Source organism: Pseudodesulfovibrio sp. (genome assembly GCF_028692895.1).
Lineage (GTDB): Bacteria > Desulfobacterota > Desulfovibrionia > Desulfovibrionales > Desulfovibrionaceae > Pseudodesulfovibrio.
The window spans coordinates 17801-34153 of the sequence record NZ_JAQUWN010000035.1; the positions used below are offsets into that span (position 1 = coordinate 17801).

Consider the following 16353-nt stretch of genomic DNA (forward strand, 5'->3'; position numbering starts at 1 on the left):
TTGGGCCAAGAGGCTTATAAACGGGGATCGGCGGCGGCCGCGCGGGCTTTTGACGGGCCCGGCTTCCGTTGCCGGAGATGTCCATGCGAACGAAAGTTTTGTCACCATATTGGATGCCGGTCTGGTTCTTCGCCGGAACCATCATGGCGGGCGCGCTGCTCCTGCGCCTGGGCATCAGCCATCCGGGCGGGCCGCTCTCCTTTCTCGACGCCCTTTTCACCGCCACGTCGGCCATGTGCGTCACCGGCCTGGCTGTGGTGGACACGGGCTCCTATTTTTCCCTGCTGGGCCAGAACGTCATCCTGGTGCTGATCCAGGTGGGCGGGCTCGGCATCATGACCTTCACCACCCTGTTCATCCACCTGCTTGGCAAGCACGTCTCCCTGAGCGACCGCATCGCAGTGGGCCAGAGCCTGCTGCGCGATCCGTCGTTCAGCCTGGTCAAGTTCCTGATCCGGGTGGTGGTCGGCACGCTGCTGATGGAGGGGCTCGGGGCCCTGGCCCTGTGGCTCCTGGACCCGGTGGGGTTTGCGCCCTATTCGGCGGTGTTCCACTCCATCTCGGCCTTCTGCAACGCGGGGTTCGCCCTGTTTCCGGACAGCCTGACCCGCTGGAGCGGCAACGTGGGCGTCAACCTGGTCTTCATGCTGCTCATCACCGCGGGGGGGCTCGGGTTCTACGTCCTCAACGAATGCGCCTCCCTGGCCAAGCGGGTGGTGCTGCGCCGCGAGCGGCTGCGCCAGGGCGGCCACATCCTGAGCTGGCACACCTCCATCGTGTTGAGGATGTCCCTGTTCCTGGTAGTGGCCGGGACCGTGGTCATCTTCTGCGCCGAGAGTGCGGCGGGCAACGCCACGGGACCGCTGCGCGAGCGGCTGCTGACCGCGCTCTTCCAGTCCGTGACCTGTCGCACCGCCGGGTTCAACACCGTGGACATAGCCTCCATGACCAACGTCTCCCTGGCTTTCATGATGGGGCTCATGTTCGTGGGCGGCTCGCCGGGCTCCTGCGCGGGCGGCATCAAGACCACCACCTTCCGCGCCCTGGGCGGGTTCGTGGTGGCCCAGTTCCGGGGCCTTTCCCAAGTGCCGGTGGGCCGCTTCGCCCTCAGCCAGGAGGCACTGAACAAGGTCATCGCCCTGTGCACCCTGGCCGTGCTCCTGGTCGGCCTGGGCACCATGGTCCTGACCTCGCTGGAGAGCGCGGGCGACGCCTACCTCATGGGCCGGGAAAAATTCATGACCAACATGTTCGAGGTCATCTCCGCCTTCGGCACGGTGGGGCTGTCCACCGGGCTGACCACCCAACTCAACGGGGCTGAGAAGAGCATGATCATCGTCCTCATGTTCGTGGGCCGGCTGGGACCCATCTGGCTGCTTTCCGCCCTGCACAGTTGGCAGGCCGAGCGCCGCTACCAGTTGCCCAAGGCCGATCTGCCCCTGGGCTAAATTTCGGAGAAACACATGGCGAAGAAAAATGAAATAGGCATCATCGGGCTCGGGAAGTTCGGCTTCTCGCTGGGCTCGGCCCTGACCAACCTTGGTCACGACGTGGTCGGCGTGGACCTCGACCCGGAGCACATCCGCCGGGCCCAGGACAAGCTGTCCCACGTCTATCAGGCGGACGCCACGGACGAGAAGGCGCTGGAGCAGGTCGGCATCAAGGAGCTCGACCGCGTGGTGGTCTCCACCGGCGAGTCCATGGAGGCCTCCATCCTTTGCGTGCTCAACCTCCAGGCCCTGGGCGTGGAGAAGATCTGGGTCAAGGCCATCAGCGAGGAGCACGAGCGGGTGCTCTACAAGATCGGCGTGCCCTACGTGGTCTTTCCCGAGGCCTTCGTGGCTTTCCAGTTGGCCCACCGGCTGGCCACGCCCGGCATCCAGGACTATTTCGGCATGGGCCAGGACGTGGTCACCCGCGAGGTCCTCATCGGCAAGTGGGCGGGCAAGACCCTGCGCGACCTGAACCTGACCAACGAGTACCACGTCCAGGTCGTGGCCTACCGCAAGAGCGGCGAGGCCCAGTTCTCCTTCGTTCCCGAGGCCAACCGGCCCTTCGAGGAAGGAGACGTCATGGTCCTTATCGGCAAGACGTCAGACGTCATGAAGATCGACAAATTCTAGGAGAGGCCATGAGCGGCAACACCTTCGGCGCCCTGTTCCGGCTGACCACCTTCGGCGAGTCCCACGGCCCCGCGCTGGGCGGGGTGGTGGACGGCTGCCCGCCCGGCATCGAGCTGGACGAGTCCCTGATCCAGCGCGAGCTGGACCGCCGCCGCCCGGGACAGGGCGGACTGGCCTCCACGGCGCGCAAGGAGCCGGACGCGGTCCGCCTCCTCTCCGGCGTGTTCGAGGGGGTGACAACGGGTACGCCCATCGGCTTCGTCATCGAGAACACGGACCAGCGGTCCAGGGACTACTCCAGGATCAAGGACGTGTTCCGGCCCGGCCACGCGGATTTCACCTTCAACGCCAAGTTCGGCCTGCGCGACTATCGCGGCGGCGGCCGCTCCTCCGGGCGCGAGACCGTGTCCCGCGTGGCGGGCGGGGCCATCGCCCAGGAGCTGCTGCGCCGGGAGGGCATCGCCGTCTACGCCTACACCGTGGAGCTGGGCGGCATCCCTGCCGACGTGGTGGATTTCGAGGGCGCGCAGGACCGGCCCTATTTCAGCCCCGACCCGGACGCCCCGGCCAAGTGGGAGGAGCGCATCAAGGAAGTGAAGGGTCAGGGCGACACCCTGGGCGGCGTGGTCGAGATCCGCGCCACCTCGGTGCCAGCCGGGCTCGGCGAGCCGGTCTTCGACAAGATGGACGCCCGGCTGGCCTATGCCCTGATGTCCGTGGGCGCGGTCAAGGGCGTGGAGATCGGCTCCGGCGTGCAGGCGGCCTGCTCGCTGGGCAGCCTGAACAACGATCCCATCGGCCCGGACGGCTTCGAGTCCAACAACGCGGGCGGCATTCTGGGCGGCATCACCTCGGGCCAGGACATCGTGGTCCGGGCCTACGTCAAGCCCATCCCGTCCATCTCCCAGGAGCAGCGGACCGTGACCACCTCGGGCCAGGCCGCCACCATCACCGTGGGCGGCAGGCACGACATCGCGGCCATCCCGCGCATCAACCCGGTGCTCAAGGCCATGGCGGCCCTGACCATCGCCGATCTGCTGCTCGTCGACCGTAGGCTCGGCGTGCGCGACTGACCGGCATGGCGCAACCCCGCCATGCCCGGCAGGGTGCGTCGCAACATGCCGGATCGTCACATGTTCTCGTGACGGGAGCGGTCGGCTTCCGTCGGTTGGCCCACTTGACGCGCTGCCTGAAAAATTGCAGTCTCAACGTCGTTTTTCATTCGTTTTAGAAGGACTTTTCTTGAAGCTGATACAATACCGGGGTGAAATTGACGGACTGCGAGCCTTGTCGGTTCTGGCGGTCGTCCTGTTCCATTTTGATTTCCTTTCCGTGACCGGCGGTTTCTACGGGGTCGACGTTTTCTTCGTCATCTCGGGCTACCTGATTTCCTCCCTGCTTTTCGCCGAGGTGGACCGGACCGGCACGCTCTCCATCTCGAACTTCTACCTGCGGCGCACCCGGCGCATCCTGCCCGCGCTGCTCGTCGTCTGCCTGGCCACCTACGTTCTGTTCGCGCTCTTCGTGGGGGAGGTCCAGAGCCCGTTCCCGCACTTCGGGCAGTCGCTGCTGGCGACGCTCTTTTCGGCCTCCAACATCTTCTTTTGGCAAAAGGCGGGGTATTTTTCGCTGGACGCCTGGGCCGAGCCGCTGCTGCACACATGGTCCCTCGGCGTGGAGGAGCAGTTCTACCTGATCATCCCGCTGCTGCTCTACTGGCTGTCCCGCGCGCCGGGCGAAGTCGGCCGCCGCAAGCGGTATCTGGCGGTCTTTTCATGCATGGCCGTTCTCTCTTTCGCCCTCTGCCGGTACGGGGCCGACCTGGTGGGCCGGGATTTCATCTTCTACATGCTCCCCACCCGGATGTGGGAATTGCTGATCGGCGTCCTGGTTTCGCTCATCCTTCGCCGCCGCATGCTGACCCGGCTGCCGCACCGCTGGATGAACGAGCTCCTGTCCGTCGTCGGCGTGGCCGTGATGCTCTACGGCTTCTTCAATTTTCACGAGACGACCCGCATAGCGGAAAAGTCGCTCGTGGTGACGTCGGGCGCCGCGCTGTTCCTGCTCTTCACCAACGAGGCGACCCTGGTGGGGCGGCTGTTCACCTCGCGCCCCATGCGCCTCACCGGCAACGTTTCCTACTCCTGGTATCTCTGGCATTGGCCGCTGGTCTCCCTCTCGGTCATGATGGAGGTCAAGTATCCGGGGCTGAGCTCCACCGCCGTGCGCATCGGCCTGTGCGTCCTTTCCTACGTGCTGGCGTTTTTTTCCTGGAAATACGTGGAGACGCCGTTTAGGCGCATCAAGAACTGGCTGCCGTGCATCAAGCGGCTGGCCCCGCTCTTCATCCTTCTGGTCGGCATCGGGCTGGTGAACGCCCTGCATGTGTTCGGCAGCAGCCCTATACCTTCGAGCAGCGATTCATGCAGGGGACTTCGCTGAAGGAGCCGAACGACGCCGCGCGACTGGGCGCGAAGGACAAACCCGTATCCTTCCTGCTCATCGGCAACAGCCATGCCCAATCCGTCGCCCCTGTGGTGGACGACCTGGCCTGCCAGTTCGACATGGCCGGCATCCTCAACTGGGAAGGGCTGATGCCGTTCCTGGGAATGACCCGTGAGACGAGCGACGAGGACGTTTCGGACATGCGGCGGTTGCTGGAAGCGTATCTGACCGAGAACAAGATCAAGAACATCATCTGCGTAGCCCGCATGGACCAGGTCTGGGAACTGGCGGCGGGCGGCAAGGTCATTTACCAGGGGGAACAGCTTTCCCCGGACAAGGTCGCGATGGTCTTCGAAAAGGAGCTGGCTGCGCTGCTTTCCCTGCTCGCCTCGGACGGCAGAAACGTCTGGGTGATGGAGCAGGTGCCCCGCGCGGACGTCAATCCCATCGTGGCGGTGCGCGTCATCAGGGATTACACGGAGGCCGCCAAGCCCGAGCCGCACAACCGGATACTCGACAAGGTGGTGGCGAACCTGGGCCTTCCGAACCTGTACGTGTTCAGCACCAGGGATTTCTTCGTCAAGGACGGGCGGGTGCATTTCACCGCCGGAAACAAGCTGCTCTACTTTGACGACAATCATCTTTCCGTGGAGGGGGCTTTCCACATCCGGCCCGTCTTTCTGCCCATCTTCGAGGCGATGGCTCGGGAGCGCCAGTCGCCCGAGTGAAATCCTGCATGGCGAAATGCAACGCCCCGGCCTTCCAGATGGAAGGCCGGGGCGTTTTTTGTCGCATCGGCGGAAGGCTGCTTGATTTTCTTCATTCGCACGGCCACGCCGCGGCAGGAGTAGTACTTGTCGCCCTCGGGGTGGAAGGCGGGCGGTTCGCGGCGTTGCCGCAGGAAAAGGACGCCCCCGCGCAGACCGTTGCGCCGGGGCGTCCTCTTTTTATCGGTAGCGGCTGTCAGGCCAGTGAGCGGGAACGCTCGGCGCGGATGCCGGAAAAGGCGAAGAGGATCAGGGCGGTAATCGCCCCAAGGGTGTCGCAGAGCATGTCGGTCTGGGCGTCCCAGATGTCGCCCTGCGATCCGAGGAATTCGATGCCCGCCTCGCCGCCCGCCGTCACGGCGTACCACCATTCGATGATATCGTAGGCGGCGGCCAGGGCCATGATGGCGAACAGGCCGAACAGGTAGGCCACCACCGGTCTGGCCAGTCCCTTGCGCGTCAGCAGTTCGACGATGGGAAAGGCGTAGAAGCCGATGGAGAAGTGCCCGATCCGGTCGAAGTGGTTGCGCTCGAACCCGAAGAGGTCGGTCACGAAATCAAAGGGGACGTTGGCGAAGGTGTAGTGCCCGCCAATGGTGTGGAGCACCAGCCAGCAGGCCATGAGCGCATAGGCCATGTTGGAGAAACGGAACAGCGGACAGGTGCACGCGAGGAGCAGGAAGACGGCCATGACCGGCAGGTTCTCGGCCCACCAGACGTCGCGCATGACCGGGTTGACGGCCAGCGCGGCCCACAGGATCAGAAACCCGGCGGCCAGGAGGAGGGGGAAGTATCGGGACAGGGGACCGGCCACGGGGCTACTTGATTTTCTTCATGCGCACGGCCGTGCCGTAGCAGGAGTAGTACTTGTCGCCCTCGGGGTGGAAGGCGATGGTCTCGCGGTAGCCGACGATGGCGTCGGCGTTGACGTCCACGGCCTGGGCCATGAGACCGTAGAAGGCGTTGTCGAAATTGTAGCTGCGGCAGACGATGAGGCCGAAGGCGGACTGGATCTCGCGGCCGGGAACGGCCTCGGTGGTCATGAGCTTCATCTTTCCGGCCATGTACATGTCCCTGGCCATGGCCAGCCGGTGGTCGCTGCCGATGTCGTCCTTGGCCGGGGCCTGTTTCTTGGGCGAGCCGAAAATGAGCGCCATGTCTCCGTCCTCTCCGGGTAAAAGGTTCGTCGCGTTCATGTTGTGTAACCCACCGGAGAAACATGGGCAAGTCCCTGGAAGCGGGGCCGGGGAGGACGGTCCCCGGCCCCGAGGGACTATTTTTCGGCAAAGGTGCGGAAGAGGGTCCCCACCGTTTGCATCTGGGCCGTGTAGGCCACGCATTCGAAGATCTGCGGATCGGTCCAGCCCTGGGCGCGGGCGGCGTCGATGTCCTGGGCCGTCACCTTGTCGGGATCGGCCACGGCCTTGGCCGCCAGGGCGAGCAGGGCGGCCTCGCGCGGGTCGAAGGCCTTGGCCGGGTCCGTGTGCAGGGCGTCGATCTCCTCGGCGCTCAGCCCCATGGACGCGAGCATGTTCCGGTTGAACTCCGTGCAGAAGCCGAAGCAGGTGGCCGACGCGCCGATGTAGCGCAGGGCCGCCAGCAGGGCGGGCTCGTAGGCTTCGTCATTCATGTATTCGCCCATGATGGCCATCTGGTGTCCCAGGTAGCGCGGGCTGGCGCTGTAGAGCTGGATGGGATCGGGCACGGCGATCGTTTTGGGGAACAGGGCATAGACCTCGGCCACGGACCCCGTGGCTTTCTCCGGCGTGGCGTAATCGATCAGGAACATGGCGTCCTCCTAAGGATGCGGGTTGTAGTAGACCGGTCGTCTACAATGTGGGTACAAAAAAACGTCGGAAGGCCGGGCCGTCCGGCGATGTCATCTCAACACGTTGTCGAAAATGAGTTTGTAAAAGATTTCCAACGGCTCCGGGGTCTTGGTGACCTTCATGCGGATGATGGCCCCGTGCCAGGCCTCGATGATGAAGATGGCCGTCTCGCGAATCTCCAGGTCGGGCTCGACGTCGCCCGCGCGCTGGGCCTTGGCCAGCAGGTCGGCCACCACCCCGGCCAGCCCGTCCAGAGACCGGGTGAGCTTCTCGCGGAAGGGGGCGCTCAGGTCGCCCATCTCCTGGCCCAGGTTGCCGATGGGACAGCCGCGCGTGAAGCCGTGCGCCTCGAAATAGGCGTGAAAGGCCATGAAGAACCGGCGCAGCCGCTCCAGGGGCGCGACGGACTCGTCCTGGACGATGGGGCCCACCATTTCGCCGAAGCGCTGGGAAAGGTAGTCCACCATCTCGATGCCGAACGCTTCCTTGTTGGCGAAGTAGAAGTAGAACGACCCCTTGGGCACGCCGGCGGCTTCGAGGATGTCCTTGAGGCCGGTGTTGTTGAAGCCGCGCTGGTGGATCAGCTCGGCCCCCACTTCGAGGATGCGTTGTCTGGTGTCTTCGCTCATGGATGCTCCGTGGACTGGAAATAGACCGGTCGTCTATCAGGTGTCAAGCGGTTTTTTTGTGGGATGTCCAAAACCGGGTCGGGGGAGGATGGGAGCTCGGCTTGGGGCGGCGGGACGAGTGCGAGAGGGAGGACGTCGGTGGACGGAGGCGTCGAGAGAGGCAGGGCCATTTCGGACGGTTGGGGGCGTTTCCGGACGCCGTCGGGCGTGGTCGGGCGGCGCGGTAAAAAAAGGGGAGGCCGAAGTCGGCCTCCCCGTGGTGGTTGTCGCATTTTGCGGCGGCTAGGGCATGACCTTGACCAGGTAGGCCTTGGCCGGGTCGAGGTACTTGCGGACGGTGTCGCGCAGTTCGGCCGGGGTCACGTCCTTGGCCCGGTTGATGAGCGCCTCGGCATAGTCGCGGTCCATGCCGCGCGCCATGAGGCTGGCGGCCTCGCGGCTGCGCGAGATCAGGGACTGGTGCTCCTGGTAGTAGTCGCCGAGCAGGATGTTGCGGGCGCGGGTCAGCTCCTCCTCGGGCAGGGTCTTGGCCGAGAGGTCGGCCAGGACGCGCTTGAACCCGTCGAGGGAGGTGTCGATCTTGTCCGGGTCGGTGCCGATGTACAGGGCGGTGAAGCCGGTGCGCACGGACTGCCAGTTGAAAGCGGTGACGGTGTAGGCCAGCCCCTGCTTGTCGCGCAGGTCGCGGAAGAGCAGGCCGGACTGGCCGGAGAGCACGGCCTTGAGCAGCTCCAGCCGGGCCGAGTCCTCCAGGTCGGTCTGTCCCGGAATGGGAAAGACCATGAGCAGGTGGGCCTGGTTGCGGCCGGGCAGGTGGAAGGTCTCGTCGCGCTTGGTGTTCCATTCGGGCGTGACGAAGTCGTATACGTCGCCGGGCACGGTCATGGTGTTGGCCAGGCCCGCAGCCCAGCTCTCGATGGCCTTCTCGTCGAACTGGCCGCACACGGCCAGGGTGAAGGGGTGCATGGCCTGGCGTCCCCAGAAGCGCATGATGTCGGCATGGGAGAGCTTCTCGACGTCCTGGGCCGTGCCCTGGTGCAGCATGCTGTAGGGGCCGGAAGTGTAGAGGAACGGGAAGAGGTGGCGGAAGGCCAGCCCCAGGGGCCGGTCCTCGCGGCTCTTGATGGAGGCGATCTGGTCCTGGCGGGCGCGCTCGACCTCGGCGCTGTCGAAGGCCGGGGCGGTCAGGGTCTGGCGGATGACCGGCAGCAGGTCGTCGGTGAAGCGCACCGGGAACTTGGCCTCCAGGGCGAAGACGTTGCGCCCGGCCGAGGCGGACATGGAGGCCGCGTGGTCGGACAGGAAGTCCTCCAACTGGGTGGCGGTCATTTTCAGGTTGCCGCGCGTCAGGGCGCGGGCCGTCAGGGCGGCCAGCCCCGCCTGGCCCTTGGTCAGGATGCCGTCGCCGCCCGCGAAGTACAGGGACAGGGCGGTGTAGGGCAGGGTGGCGTCGGGCAGAAGCACCAGGCGGCCGCCGCCGGGCAGGTCCACGACCTTCTCCCCGCCGCCAGTCGCGACGTCGGCGGCCTTGGCCACGGTCTGGTCCATGGGCCAGCCTTTGGCCACGATGCCGGTGAGGGCTTCGGCCGTGAGCTTGCTCTCCCGGGGGAGCAGGACGCAGGCGGACAGGCGGTCCGGCCGCACGAATTCGCGGTACAGGGTGCGCATTTCCCTGCGGTTCACCTGGTTCAGCTCGAAGAGGTAGTTTTGCTCCGCCTCCTCGCCGCCCTCGAAGAACTGGAAGTAGGCCGCCTTGGAGGCCAGGCCCGAGAGGGTCTCCTTGGCCAGGAACAGGGAGTCCTCCATGTTCAGCTTGGCGCGCCGGATTTCCTGGTCCGTGAATTCGTCGGGGTTGAAGGCGGCCAGCTCGGCCGTGAGGCCGGTCCAGAACTTCTCCACCTTGTCGGCGTCCAGAGTGGCGCTGACGTAGAGCATTCCGCCGCGCTCCAGGGTCATGGCCGACATGGAGATGTCGTCCACCAACTGCTCCTCATACTTGAATTTGCGGTAGAGCCGGGAGGTGTCGTCCCCGCCCAGGAGCTGGGCCAGCAGGTCCAGCCCGGCGCACTTGGCCGAGGCTGCGTGCGGGATGGGGAAGGCTGCGCCCAGGTAGACCTTGTTCCACTGGCCGGGCAGGGTGACCACCGTGGGGCCCGCGCCCTTGGCCGGGATGGCGATGGGCTCGGGCGGGGTCACGGGCCGGGTGTTCTTCAGGCCGCCGAGGAGCTTTTCGGCCTCGGCCAGGACCTTGTCCGGGTCCACCTTGCCGACCACGGCCAGCATCATGGACTGCGGCTGGTAGAACCGGGTGATGTAGTTGTGGATGTCCTCGCTGGTCAGCCCCCGGACCGTGTCGCGGAAGCCGATGATGGGCCATTCGTAGGAGGAGCCCTTCCAGATCATGCCCTGGAGGGTCTTGAAGAGCATGCTGCCAGGCGAGTCCTCGCCGCGCTCCAGTTCCTTGAGGACCACTTCCTTCTCGCTCTTCAGCTCCTCTGGCGCGATGGCGGCGTGGAAGGCCATGTCGGTGATGACGTCGAGGCCGAGGGCCATCCGCTCCTCGGGCACCTCGACGTAATAGACGGTGTAGTCGAAGCTGGTGGCCGCGTTCATGTTGCCGCCCACGGACTCGATGTCCCGGGCGGACTGGCCGGGCCCGCGTTTTTTGGTGCCTTTGAAGACCATGTGCTCCAGCAGGTGGCTGATGCCCGCCTCGTTCGGCGTTTCATAGCCGCTGCCCGCGTGCACGTAGAGCCGTGCGTTGACCAGGGGGAAACGGTCGTCCTGCTTGATGAGCACGGTCAGGCCGTTCTTGAGCTTGACCACGTTCGTCTCTCCGGGGGCCGATTTGAGCAGGTCGGCCAGGGGCTGGGGAGCGGGCGTTTCGATGGTGGTCTGTTTGGCGTGATGCTGGCAGCTCGTCAGGACCATGAGCATTCCTCCGAGCAGCAGAAGTTTTCGGAACATGGATTCACTCCGTGGGAAACGCCGGACAGTCGGGGCGCTTCCGCTGATATCGTTGGGTTGTTTTGCTGCATAGTATGATAAGGCCCGGTTCGGCGGTGGCAAGGGCCGTGTCCGTCGGGGAACCGGGCGGGTTGGCGATTCTACCCGAGCTTTCGGAAAATGCAAACCTTGCGAATGGGGGCGGGGCGTTTCGGCCCGCCCGGGCCCGCGCCGGTTTCGCCAGCGTGACGGACGTGCGAAACCTGAAAAAAATTGCCGGGCCGGAGAGGCCCTGTTTGACTGTGCACTCAACGGACTTTACAGGCTTTTTCCCGTACCGGGCGGGGGGGGCGGGAGAGATGCTGATCCCGTGCGTATGTTGACAATAAACTTGTGGCATGCCTAGAGGTTATGCATGTATCCGAGGAATTGTCGTGTCTAACTCAATGGAGGAATGCATGCCCATCACCTATGCACCTGCCGGGAAGACCGGTAAGTGGGATGGCGCCATGGACTGGTTGCAGATGCTTTCGGGGGCCGGTCTGATCCTGTTCATGTGGTGCCACATGATCCTGGTGTCGAGCGTCGTCGTCAGTCCCGGCGTCATGAACGCCATCGCGGAATTTTTCGAGGTCACGTTCATGGCGCAGGTCGGCGGCCCGCTGGTCTTTCTCCTGTTCCTGACCCATTTCGTGCTCGCGGCGCGGAAGATTCCCTTCCGGGCCGAGGGCCAGAAGACCCTGTGGCAGCACGCCCGCATGCTGCGCCACGGCGACACCTGGCTGTGGGTGATCCAGGCCGTGTCCGCCATGATTATACTGATAATGGGAGCCATCCACATGTGGGTGGTGCTGACCGACCTGCCCATCACCGCCGTCAAGTCCGCCGCGCGCGTCCAGAGCGGGTTCTGGGCCGTGTTCTACCTCATCCTCCTGCCCCTGGTGGAGCTGCATGTCGGCATCGGCTTCTACCGCATCGCCGTGAAGTGGGGGTTCGTCAAGGACGCGGACCGCGCCAAGTTCAAGCGCGGGGAGAATCTGCTCACCCTGATGTTCATCGCCATCGGCCTCATCACCCTGCTCAGGTTCCTCTTCCTGAGCGTCAACTAGACGGAGAAACGCCATGCAGACTATCTACACCGATCTTCTGGTCGTTGGCGCGGGTCTGGCGGGCGAGCGCGCGGCCGTGGAGGCCGCCGACGCCGGTTTCTCCGCCATCTGCCTGAGCCTGGTCCCGGCGCGCCGCTCCCATTCCTCGGCGGCGCAGGGCGGGATGCAGGCCTCGCTGGGCAACTCGGTCATGGGCGAGGGCGACTGTCCCGACATCCACTTCGCGGACACGGTCAAGGGCTCGGACTGGGGCTGCGACCAGGAGGTGGCCCGCCTGTTCGCCGACACCGCGCCCATAGAGATGCGCCGCCTGGCCCACTGGGGCGTGCCCTGGAACCGCGTGGTGGCGGGCAAGTCCGTCTACTACAAGGGCGGCAAGAAATTCGAGAAGGTCGAGACGCTGGAGAAGGAGGGGCTGATCATGGCCCGTTCCTTCGGCGGTACGGCCAAGTGGCGGACCTGCTACACCTCGGACGGCACGGGCCACGCGGTCATGTGCACCATGGACAACCGCTGCGCCCAGGTGGGCGTGGACGTGCACGACAAGACCGAGGCCATCGCCCTGATCCATGACGGCGAGACCTGCTACGGCGTGGTCGCCCGCTGCCTGCGCACCGGCGAGCTGCGCGTCTACCTCTCCAAGGCGACCATGATCGCGGCGGGCGGTTTCGGCCGCATCTATCCCAACACCACCAACGCCGTGATCTGCGACGGCGGCGCGCACACCATGTGCGTGGCCTCGGGCGTGGTCCCCATGGGCAACATGGAGGCCGTCCAGTTCCACCCGACCGGCATCGTGCCCACGGACATCCTGGTCACCGAGGGGTGCCGGGGCGACGGCGGCACGCTCCTCGACGTCAACGAGCGGCGGTTCATGGACAAGTACGAACCCGAAAAGGCCGAGTTGGCCTCGCGCGACGTGGTCTCCCGCTGGATGACCCACCACATGCGCGAGGGCTTCGGTGTCAAGTCCCCCTACGGCGAGCACCTCTGGCTCGACATCCGCCACCTGGGCGAGGAGCACATCACCGGCAAGCTCCGCGAGGTCTACGAAATCTGCACCTCGTTCCTGGGCGTGGACCCCATCCACCAGCTCATTCCGGTGCGGCCCACCCAGCACTATTCCATGGGCGGCGTGCGTACCGACAGGGACGGCGCGGCCTATGGCCTGAAGGGCCTTTTCGCCGCGGGCGAGGCCGCCTGCTGGGACATGCACGGCTTCAACCGCCTGGGCGGCAACTCCCTGGCCGAAACCGTGGTCGCGGGCGGCATCGTCGGCAAGAAGATCGCGGAATTCCTGGAAGGGTGCGAGACCGAGTTCAAGACCTCGCTCATCAATGACGCGGTCAAGCGGCAGCAGGCCCGCATCGACGCCCTGATAGAGGGCAAAAGCGGCGGCGAGAACGTCTACCGCGTGCGAGCGGCCATGCAGGACGCCCTGAACAAGGGGGCCAACATCTTCCGCACCCAGCAGGGGCTGGAGGAGTGCGTGGCCACCCTGCAGGACACCCTGATCCGCGCCCGCAACGTCGGCCTGCGCTCCAACGGCAAGGGCGTGAACCCCGAGCTGGCGGCCGCCCTCAAGCTGGAGGGCCAGGTCAAGATGGCCCTGATGGTCGCCTACGGCGCGCTCAGGCGCACCGAGTCGCGCGGGTCCCACAACCGCGAGGACTTTCCCGCGCGCAACGACCGCGACTGGCTGAACCGCACCCTGGCCTACTGGAAGAAGGAATCCGACACCCTGCCGACCCTTGAATACGAGCCGGCCACCCAGGTCGTCGAGATTCCGCCGGGAGACCGGGGCTACGGCCATTCCCAAATCATCAGCGCCGACTCCAAGAAGGATTAGCCCATGTCCAGATTACTGAAATTCAATATATTCCGGTACAATCCGCAGGACAAGTCGTCCCGTCCGCGCACGGAGGAGTTCGTCCTCGAAGAGACCGACTCCATGACCCTGTTCATCGCCCTGAACCGCATCCGCGAGGAGCAGGACGCGTCGCTCCAGTTCGACTTCTGCTGCCGCGCGGGCATCTGCGGGTCCTGCGGCATGGTCATCAACGGCCGTCCCGGCCTGGCCTGCCACACCAAGACCCGCGACCTGCCGGGCGAGATCACGCTCCTGCCGCTGCCCATCTTCGAGCTGGTCGGCGACCTGTCGGTGGACACCGGCTCCTGGTTCCGGGAAATGTACACCCGGACGGAGTCCTGGATTCACACCGAAAAGGCGTTCGATCCCGCCGCCTTGGAAGAGCGGATGGACAACAAGGACGCCGTGGCCATCTACGAGCTGGAGCGGTGCGTGGAATGCGGCTGCTGCGTGGCCGCCTGCGCCACCGCCCGGATGCGCGAGGACTTCCTGGGCGCGGCTGGCCTGAACCGCGTGGCCCGGTTCCTCATCGACCCGCGCGACCAGCGGACCGACAACGACTATTACGAGATCATCGGCAACGACATGGGCATCTTCGGCTGCATGGGGCTGCTCGCCTGCGAGGACGTCTGCCCCAAGCACCTGCCGTTGCAGAACCAGCTTGGCTTCCTGCGCCGCAAGATGGGCATCACCTCCCTCAAGCGGCTGTTCAGGAAGTAGCGCGGCCGTCAATCCCCGCGAAGCGCGATAAAACGTTTTGGAGAGTCCGGAGAACCTTTCCCAAAAGGTTTTCCGGTCTCGCCGAAGGCGCTCCCCGGTAGGGGCGCCGGAGGCGTTCATTGCAACATGGAGGTAACATGCGAGAGATACAGGGCTCGGCCGTCGTGGAAGCGGTGGCCGGGATGTGCCGGAAGGGCAACACCGAGTTGCCCGCGGACGTTCGGGCGAAGTTCGAGCGGGCCATGGCGGAGGAGACCAGTCCCTCGGCCAGGGAAGTGCTTCGGCAGTTGCTGGAGAACGCGGACCTGTCCATGGCGACCAAGCTGCCGCTGTGCCAGGACTGTGGGCTGGCCGTGTTCTATGTGGAGCTCGGCGACGAGTGCCGGGTGGCGGGCGGCAACCTGCGCGACCTCATCAACGAAGGCGTGCGCAAGGGTTACGGCGAGGGTTACCTGCGCAAGTCGGCGTGCGACCCGCTGACCCGGGCCAACACCGGCGACGGCGCCCCGGCGGTCATCCATTTCGACCTGGTGCCGGGCGACAAGCTGAGGATCGCCTACATGGCCAAGGGCGGCGGGGCCGAGAACATGTCCCGCGTGACCATGCTCGCCCCGGCCCAGGGCTGGAAGGGCATCAAGGAATTCGTCATCAACCGCGTGGCCGAGGCCGGGCCGAACCCGTGCCCGCCCACCATCATCGGCGTGGGCATCGGCGGCACCTTCGAGCACGCGGCCAAGATCGCCAAGCGGTCGCTGCTGCGCAAGCTGGACGACGTCCATCCGGACCCCAGGGTGGCGGCCATGGAGAAGGAGCTGGAGGAGGCCCTCAACCGGCTCGGCATCGGGCCCATGGGCCTGGGCGGCAAGACCACGGTGCTGGGCGTCAAGATCACCGTCGAGCCGTGCCACCTGGCGAGCCTGCCGCTCGCGGTCAACGTCCAGTGCCACTCCCAGCGGCACGAGGAGGTGGAACTCTAATGGCGGAATACAAGCTGAACACCCCGCTGACGGACGCGGCCATCGAGCCGCTGAAGGCGGGCGACGTGGTTTTCCTGACCGGCGTCATCTACTCCGCGCGCGACGCGGCCCACAAGAAGCTCTTCGAGCTGCTGGACGCGGGCAAGCCGCTGCCTTTTGAGCTCGAAGGCTCGGCCATCTACTACGTGGGGCCGTCCCCGGCGCCTCCGGGCCGCCCCATCGGCTCGGCCGGGCCCACCACCAGCTATCGCATGGATACCTTCGCCCCGCGCCTGCACGCCTTGGGCATGAAGGCGTCCATCGGCAAGGGCAAGCGGTCCGACGAGGTCAAGGCGGCCATGCGCGAGCACAAGGGCGTCTATTTCGGGGCCACGGGCGGGGCGGGCGCGCTCCTGTCCAACTCCATAGTGGGATCGAGGGTCATCGCCTTCGAGGAACTGGGGCCCGAGGCCATCCGCGAGATGAAGGTCAAGGATTTTCCGCTGTTGGTCATCAACGACTGTCACGGCGGGGAACTCTACGTCAAACCCGACCTGGAAGCGGCCCTGAAAGGCGCTTGACAGGGGCGTTGATTTGTTTCAGACAGGGGCTGGGCGGCTTGCCGTCCGGCCCTTTTCCCTTTTTCGCAGGGGCCGATCCCAGTCATTTCAGAGGGCGAGAATGATGGAAAAATCCTACTTTGAGAACGTGGATTGTCACGAGGAAAAAAGCGAAAACGTGTACACGCCGTACCCCGGCGCGGACGAGAAGTATGACGACGGCACCGATTGGCGCCTCTACAATCCCGAGAAATATCGCGACCCGAACTGGTCTCCGGACAAGGAATAGCTGAAGGGGCGCAACGCCCCTTTTTTCTTTTCCCCCACGCCATACCTGCGCCCGGCGCATGGCATTTGCCGCACCTCCCGCTCCTGACGGGCGCCTTGTTTTGCGCCCTG

The 16353-nt window shown here is 65.3% G+C and carries 16 protein-coding genes; 11 read left to right on the forward strand and 5 right to left on the reverse strand.

Annotated elements, in window-relative coordinates; translation table 11 throughout:
• Nucleotides 1–83: 83 nt before the first annotated feature.
• The 5 genes from PHP91_RS10145 (at nt 84) to PHP91_RS10165 (ending at nt 5296) form a co-directional block, all read left to right on the forward strand.
• Nucleotides 84–1448, forward strand: coding sequence for a potassium transporter TrkG (locus PHP91_RS10145; protein ID WP_300140153.1), 1365 nt, complete (start codon nt 84–86; stop codon nt 1446–1448).
• A 15-nt stretch (nt 1449–1463) separates the two neighbouring features.
• Entirely contained in the window at nt 1464–2123 is a 660-nt protein-coding gene (locus PHP91_RS10150) for a TrkA family potassium uptake protein (RefSeq protein WP_300140155.1), read from the forward strand.
• An 8-nt stretch (nt 2124–2131) separates the two neighbouring features.
• Entirely contained in the window at nt 2132–3196 is a 1065-nt protein-coding gene (gene aroC / locus PHP91_RS10155; protein WP_300140157.1) for a chorismate synthase, read from the forward strand.
• Nucleotides 3197–3365: 169 nt separating this feature from the next.
• On the forward strand, nt 3366–4565 hold the full coding sequence (locus PHP91_RS10160) for an acyltransferase (protein WP_300140159.1): 1200 nt from the start codon (nt 3366–3368) through the stop codon (nt 4563–4565).
• On the forward strand, nt 4547–5296 hold the full coding sequence (locus tag PHP91_RS10165) for an SGNH hydrolase domain-containing protein (RefSeq protein WP_300140161.1): 750 nt from the start codon (nt 4547–4549) through the stop codon (nt 5294–5296). The genes PHP91_RS10160 and PHP91_RS10165 overlap by 19 nt, the downstream gene beginning before the upstream one ends.
• Nucleotides 5297–5531: 235 nt before the next feature.
• Here PHP91_RS10165 and PHP91_RS10170 read toward each other — a convergent pair whose 3' ends face one another.
• The 5 genes from PHP91_RS10170 to PHP91_RS10190 all read right to left on the reverse strand — a co-directional run bounded on the left by PHP91_RS10170 (nt 5532) and on the right by PHP91_RS10190 (nt 10760).
• Nucleotides 5532–6149: a DUF2238 domain-containing protein gene (locus PHP91_RS10170; protein ID WP_300140163.1), complete on the reverse strand. Its 618-nt coding sequence runs from the start codon at nt 6147–6149 to the stop codon at nt 5532–5534.
• A gap of 4 nt (nt 6150–6153) precedes the next feature.
• Complete coding sequence (locus tag PHP91_RS10175; protein ID WP_300140165.1) at nt 6154–6492, reverse strand: hypothetical protein; 339 nt, start codon at nt 6490–6492, stop codon at nt 6154–6156.
• Between the two features lie 116 nt (nt 6493–6608).
• Complete coding sequence (locus PHP91_RS10180) at nt 6609–7124, reverse strand: hypothetical protein (protein ID WP_300140167.1); 516 nt, start codon at nt 7122–7124, stop codon at nt 6609–6611.
• 90 nt (nt 7125–7214) lie between these two features.
• Nucleotides 7215–7793, reverse strand: a complete 579-nt coding sequence (locus PHP91_RS10185) for a TetR/AcrR family transcriptional regulator (protein ID WP_300140169.1) — start codon at nt 7791–7793, stop codon at nt 7215–7217.
• Between the two features lie 282 nt (nt 7794–8075).
• The gene (locus tag PHP91_RS10190) at nt 8076–10760 is read right to left on the reverse strand and encodes a pitrilysin family protein (protein WP_300140171.1); all 2685 of its coding nucleotides are present in this window, start codon (nt 10758–10760) and stop codon (nt 8076–8078) included.
• 437 nt (nt 10761–11197) lie between these two features.
• Between PHP91_RS10190 and PHP91_RS10195 the strand changes: the two genes are divergently transcribed.
• The 6 genes from PHP91_RS10195 to PHP91_RS10220 all read left to right on the forward strand — a co-directional run bounded on the left by PHP91_RS10195 (nt 11198) and on the right by PHP91_RS10220 (nt 16243).
• Nucleotides 11198–11848, forward strand: coding sequence for a succinate dehydrogenase/fumarate reductase cytochrome b subunit (locus PHP91_RS10195; RefSeq protein WP_300140173.1), 651 nt, complete (start codon nt 11198–11200; stop codon nt 11846–11848).
• Between the two features lie 13 nt (nt 11849–11861).
• Nucleotides 11862–13697: a fumarate reductase flavoprotein subunit gene (locus PHP91_RS10200; RefSeq protein ID WP_300140175.1), complete on the forward strand. Its 1836-nt coding sequence runs from the start codon at nt 11862–11864 to the stop codon at nt 13695–13697.
• 3 nt (nt 13698–13700) lie between these two features.
• Nucleotides 13701–14438 carry a fumarate reductase iron-sulfur subunit gene (locus PHP91_RS10205; RefSeq protein ID WP_300140177.1) on the forward strand — a complete coding sequence of 246 codons (738 nt, stop codon included), beginning with the start codon at nt 13701–13703 and terminating at the stop codon, nt 14436–14438.
• A gap of 137 nt (nt 14439–14575) precedes the next feature.
• Nucleotides 14576–15415, forward strand: coding sequence for a fumarate hydratase (locus PHP91_RS10210; protein ID WP_300140179.1), 840 nt, complete (start codon nt 14576–14578; stop codon nt 15413–15415).
• Nucleotides 15415–15975 (forward strand): Fe-S-containing hydro-lyase, encoded by a 561-nt coding sequence (locus PHP91_RS10215; RefSeq protein ID WP_300140181.1) that lies wholly within the window; start codon nt 15415–15417, stop codon nt 15973–15975. Before PHP91_RS10210 ends, PHP91_RS10215 begins: the two co-directional genes overlap by 1 nt.
• A gap of 100 nt (nt 15976–16075) precedes the next feature.
• A complete protein-coding gene (locus PHP91_RS10220) occupies nt 16076–16243 on the forward strand; it encodes a hypothetical protein (RefSeq protein WP_300140183.1) in 168 nt (55 codons plus the stop codon).
• The last annotated feature ends 110 nt before the right edge of the window (nt 16244–16353 follow it).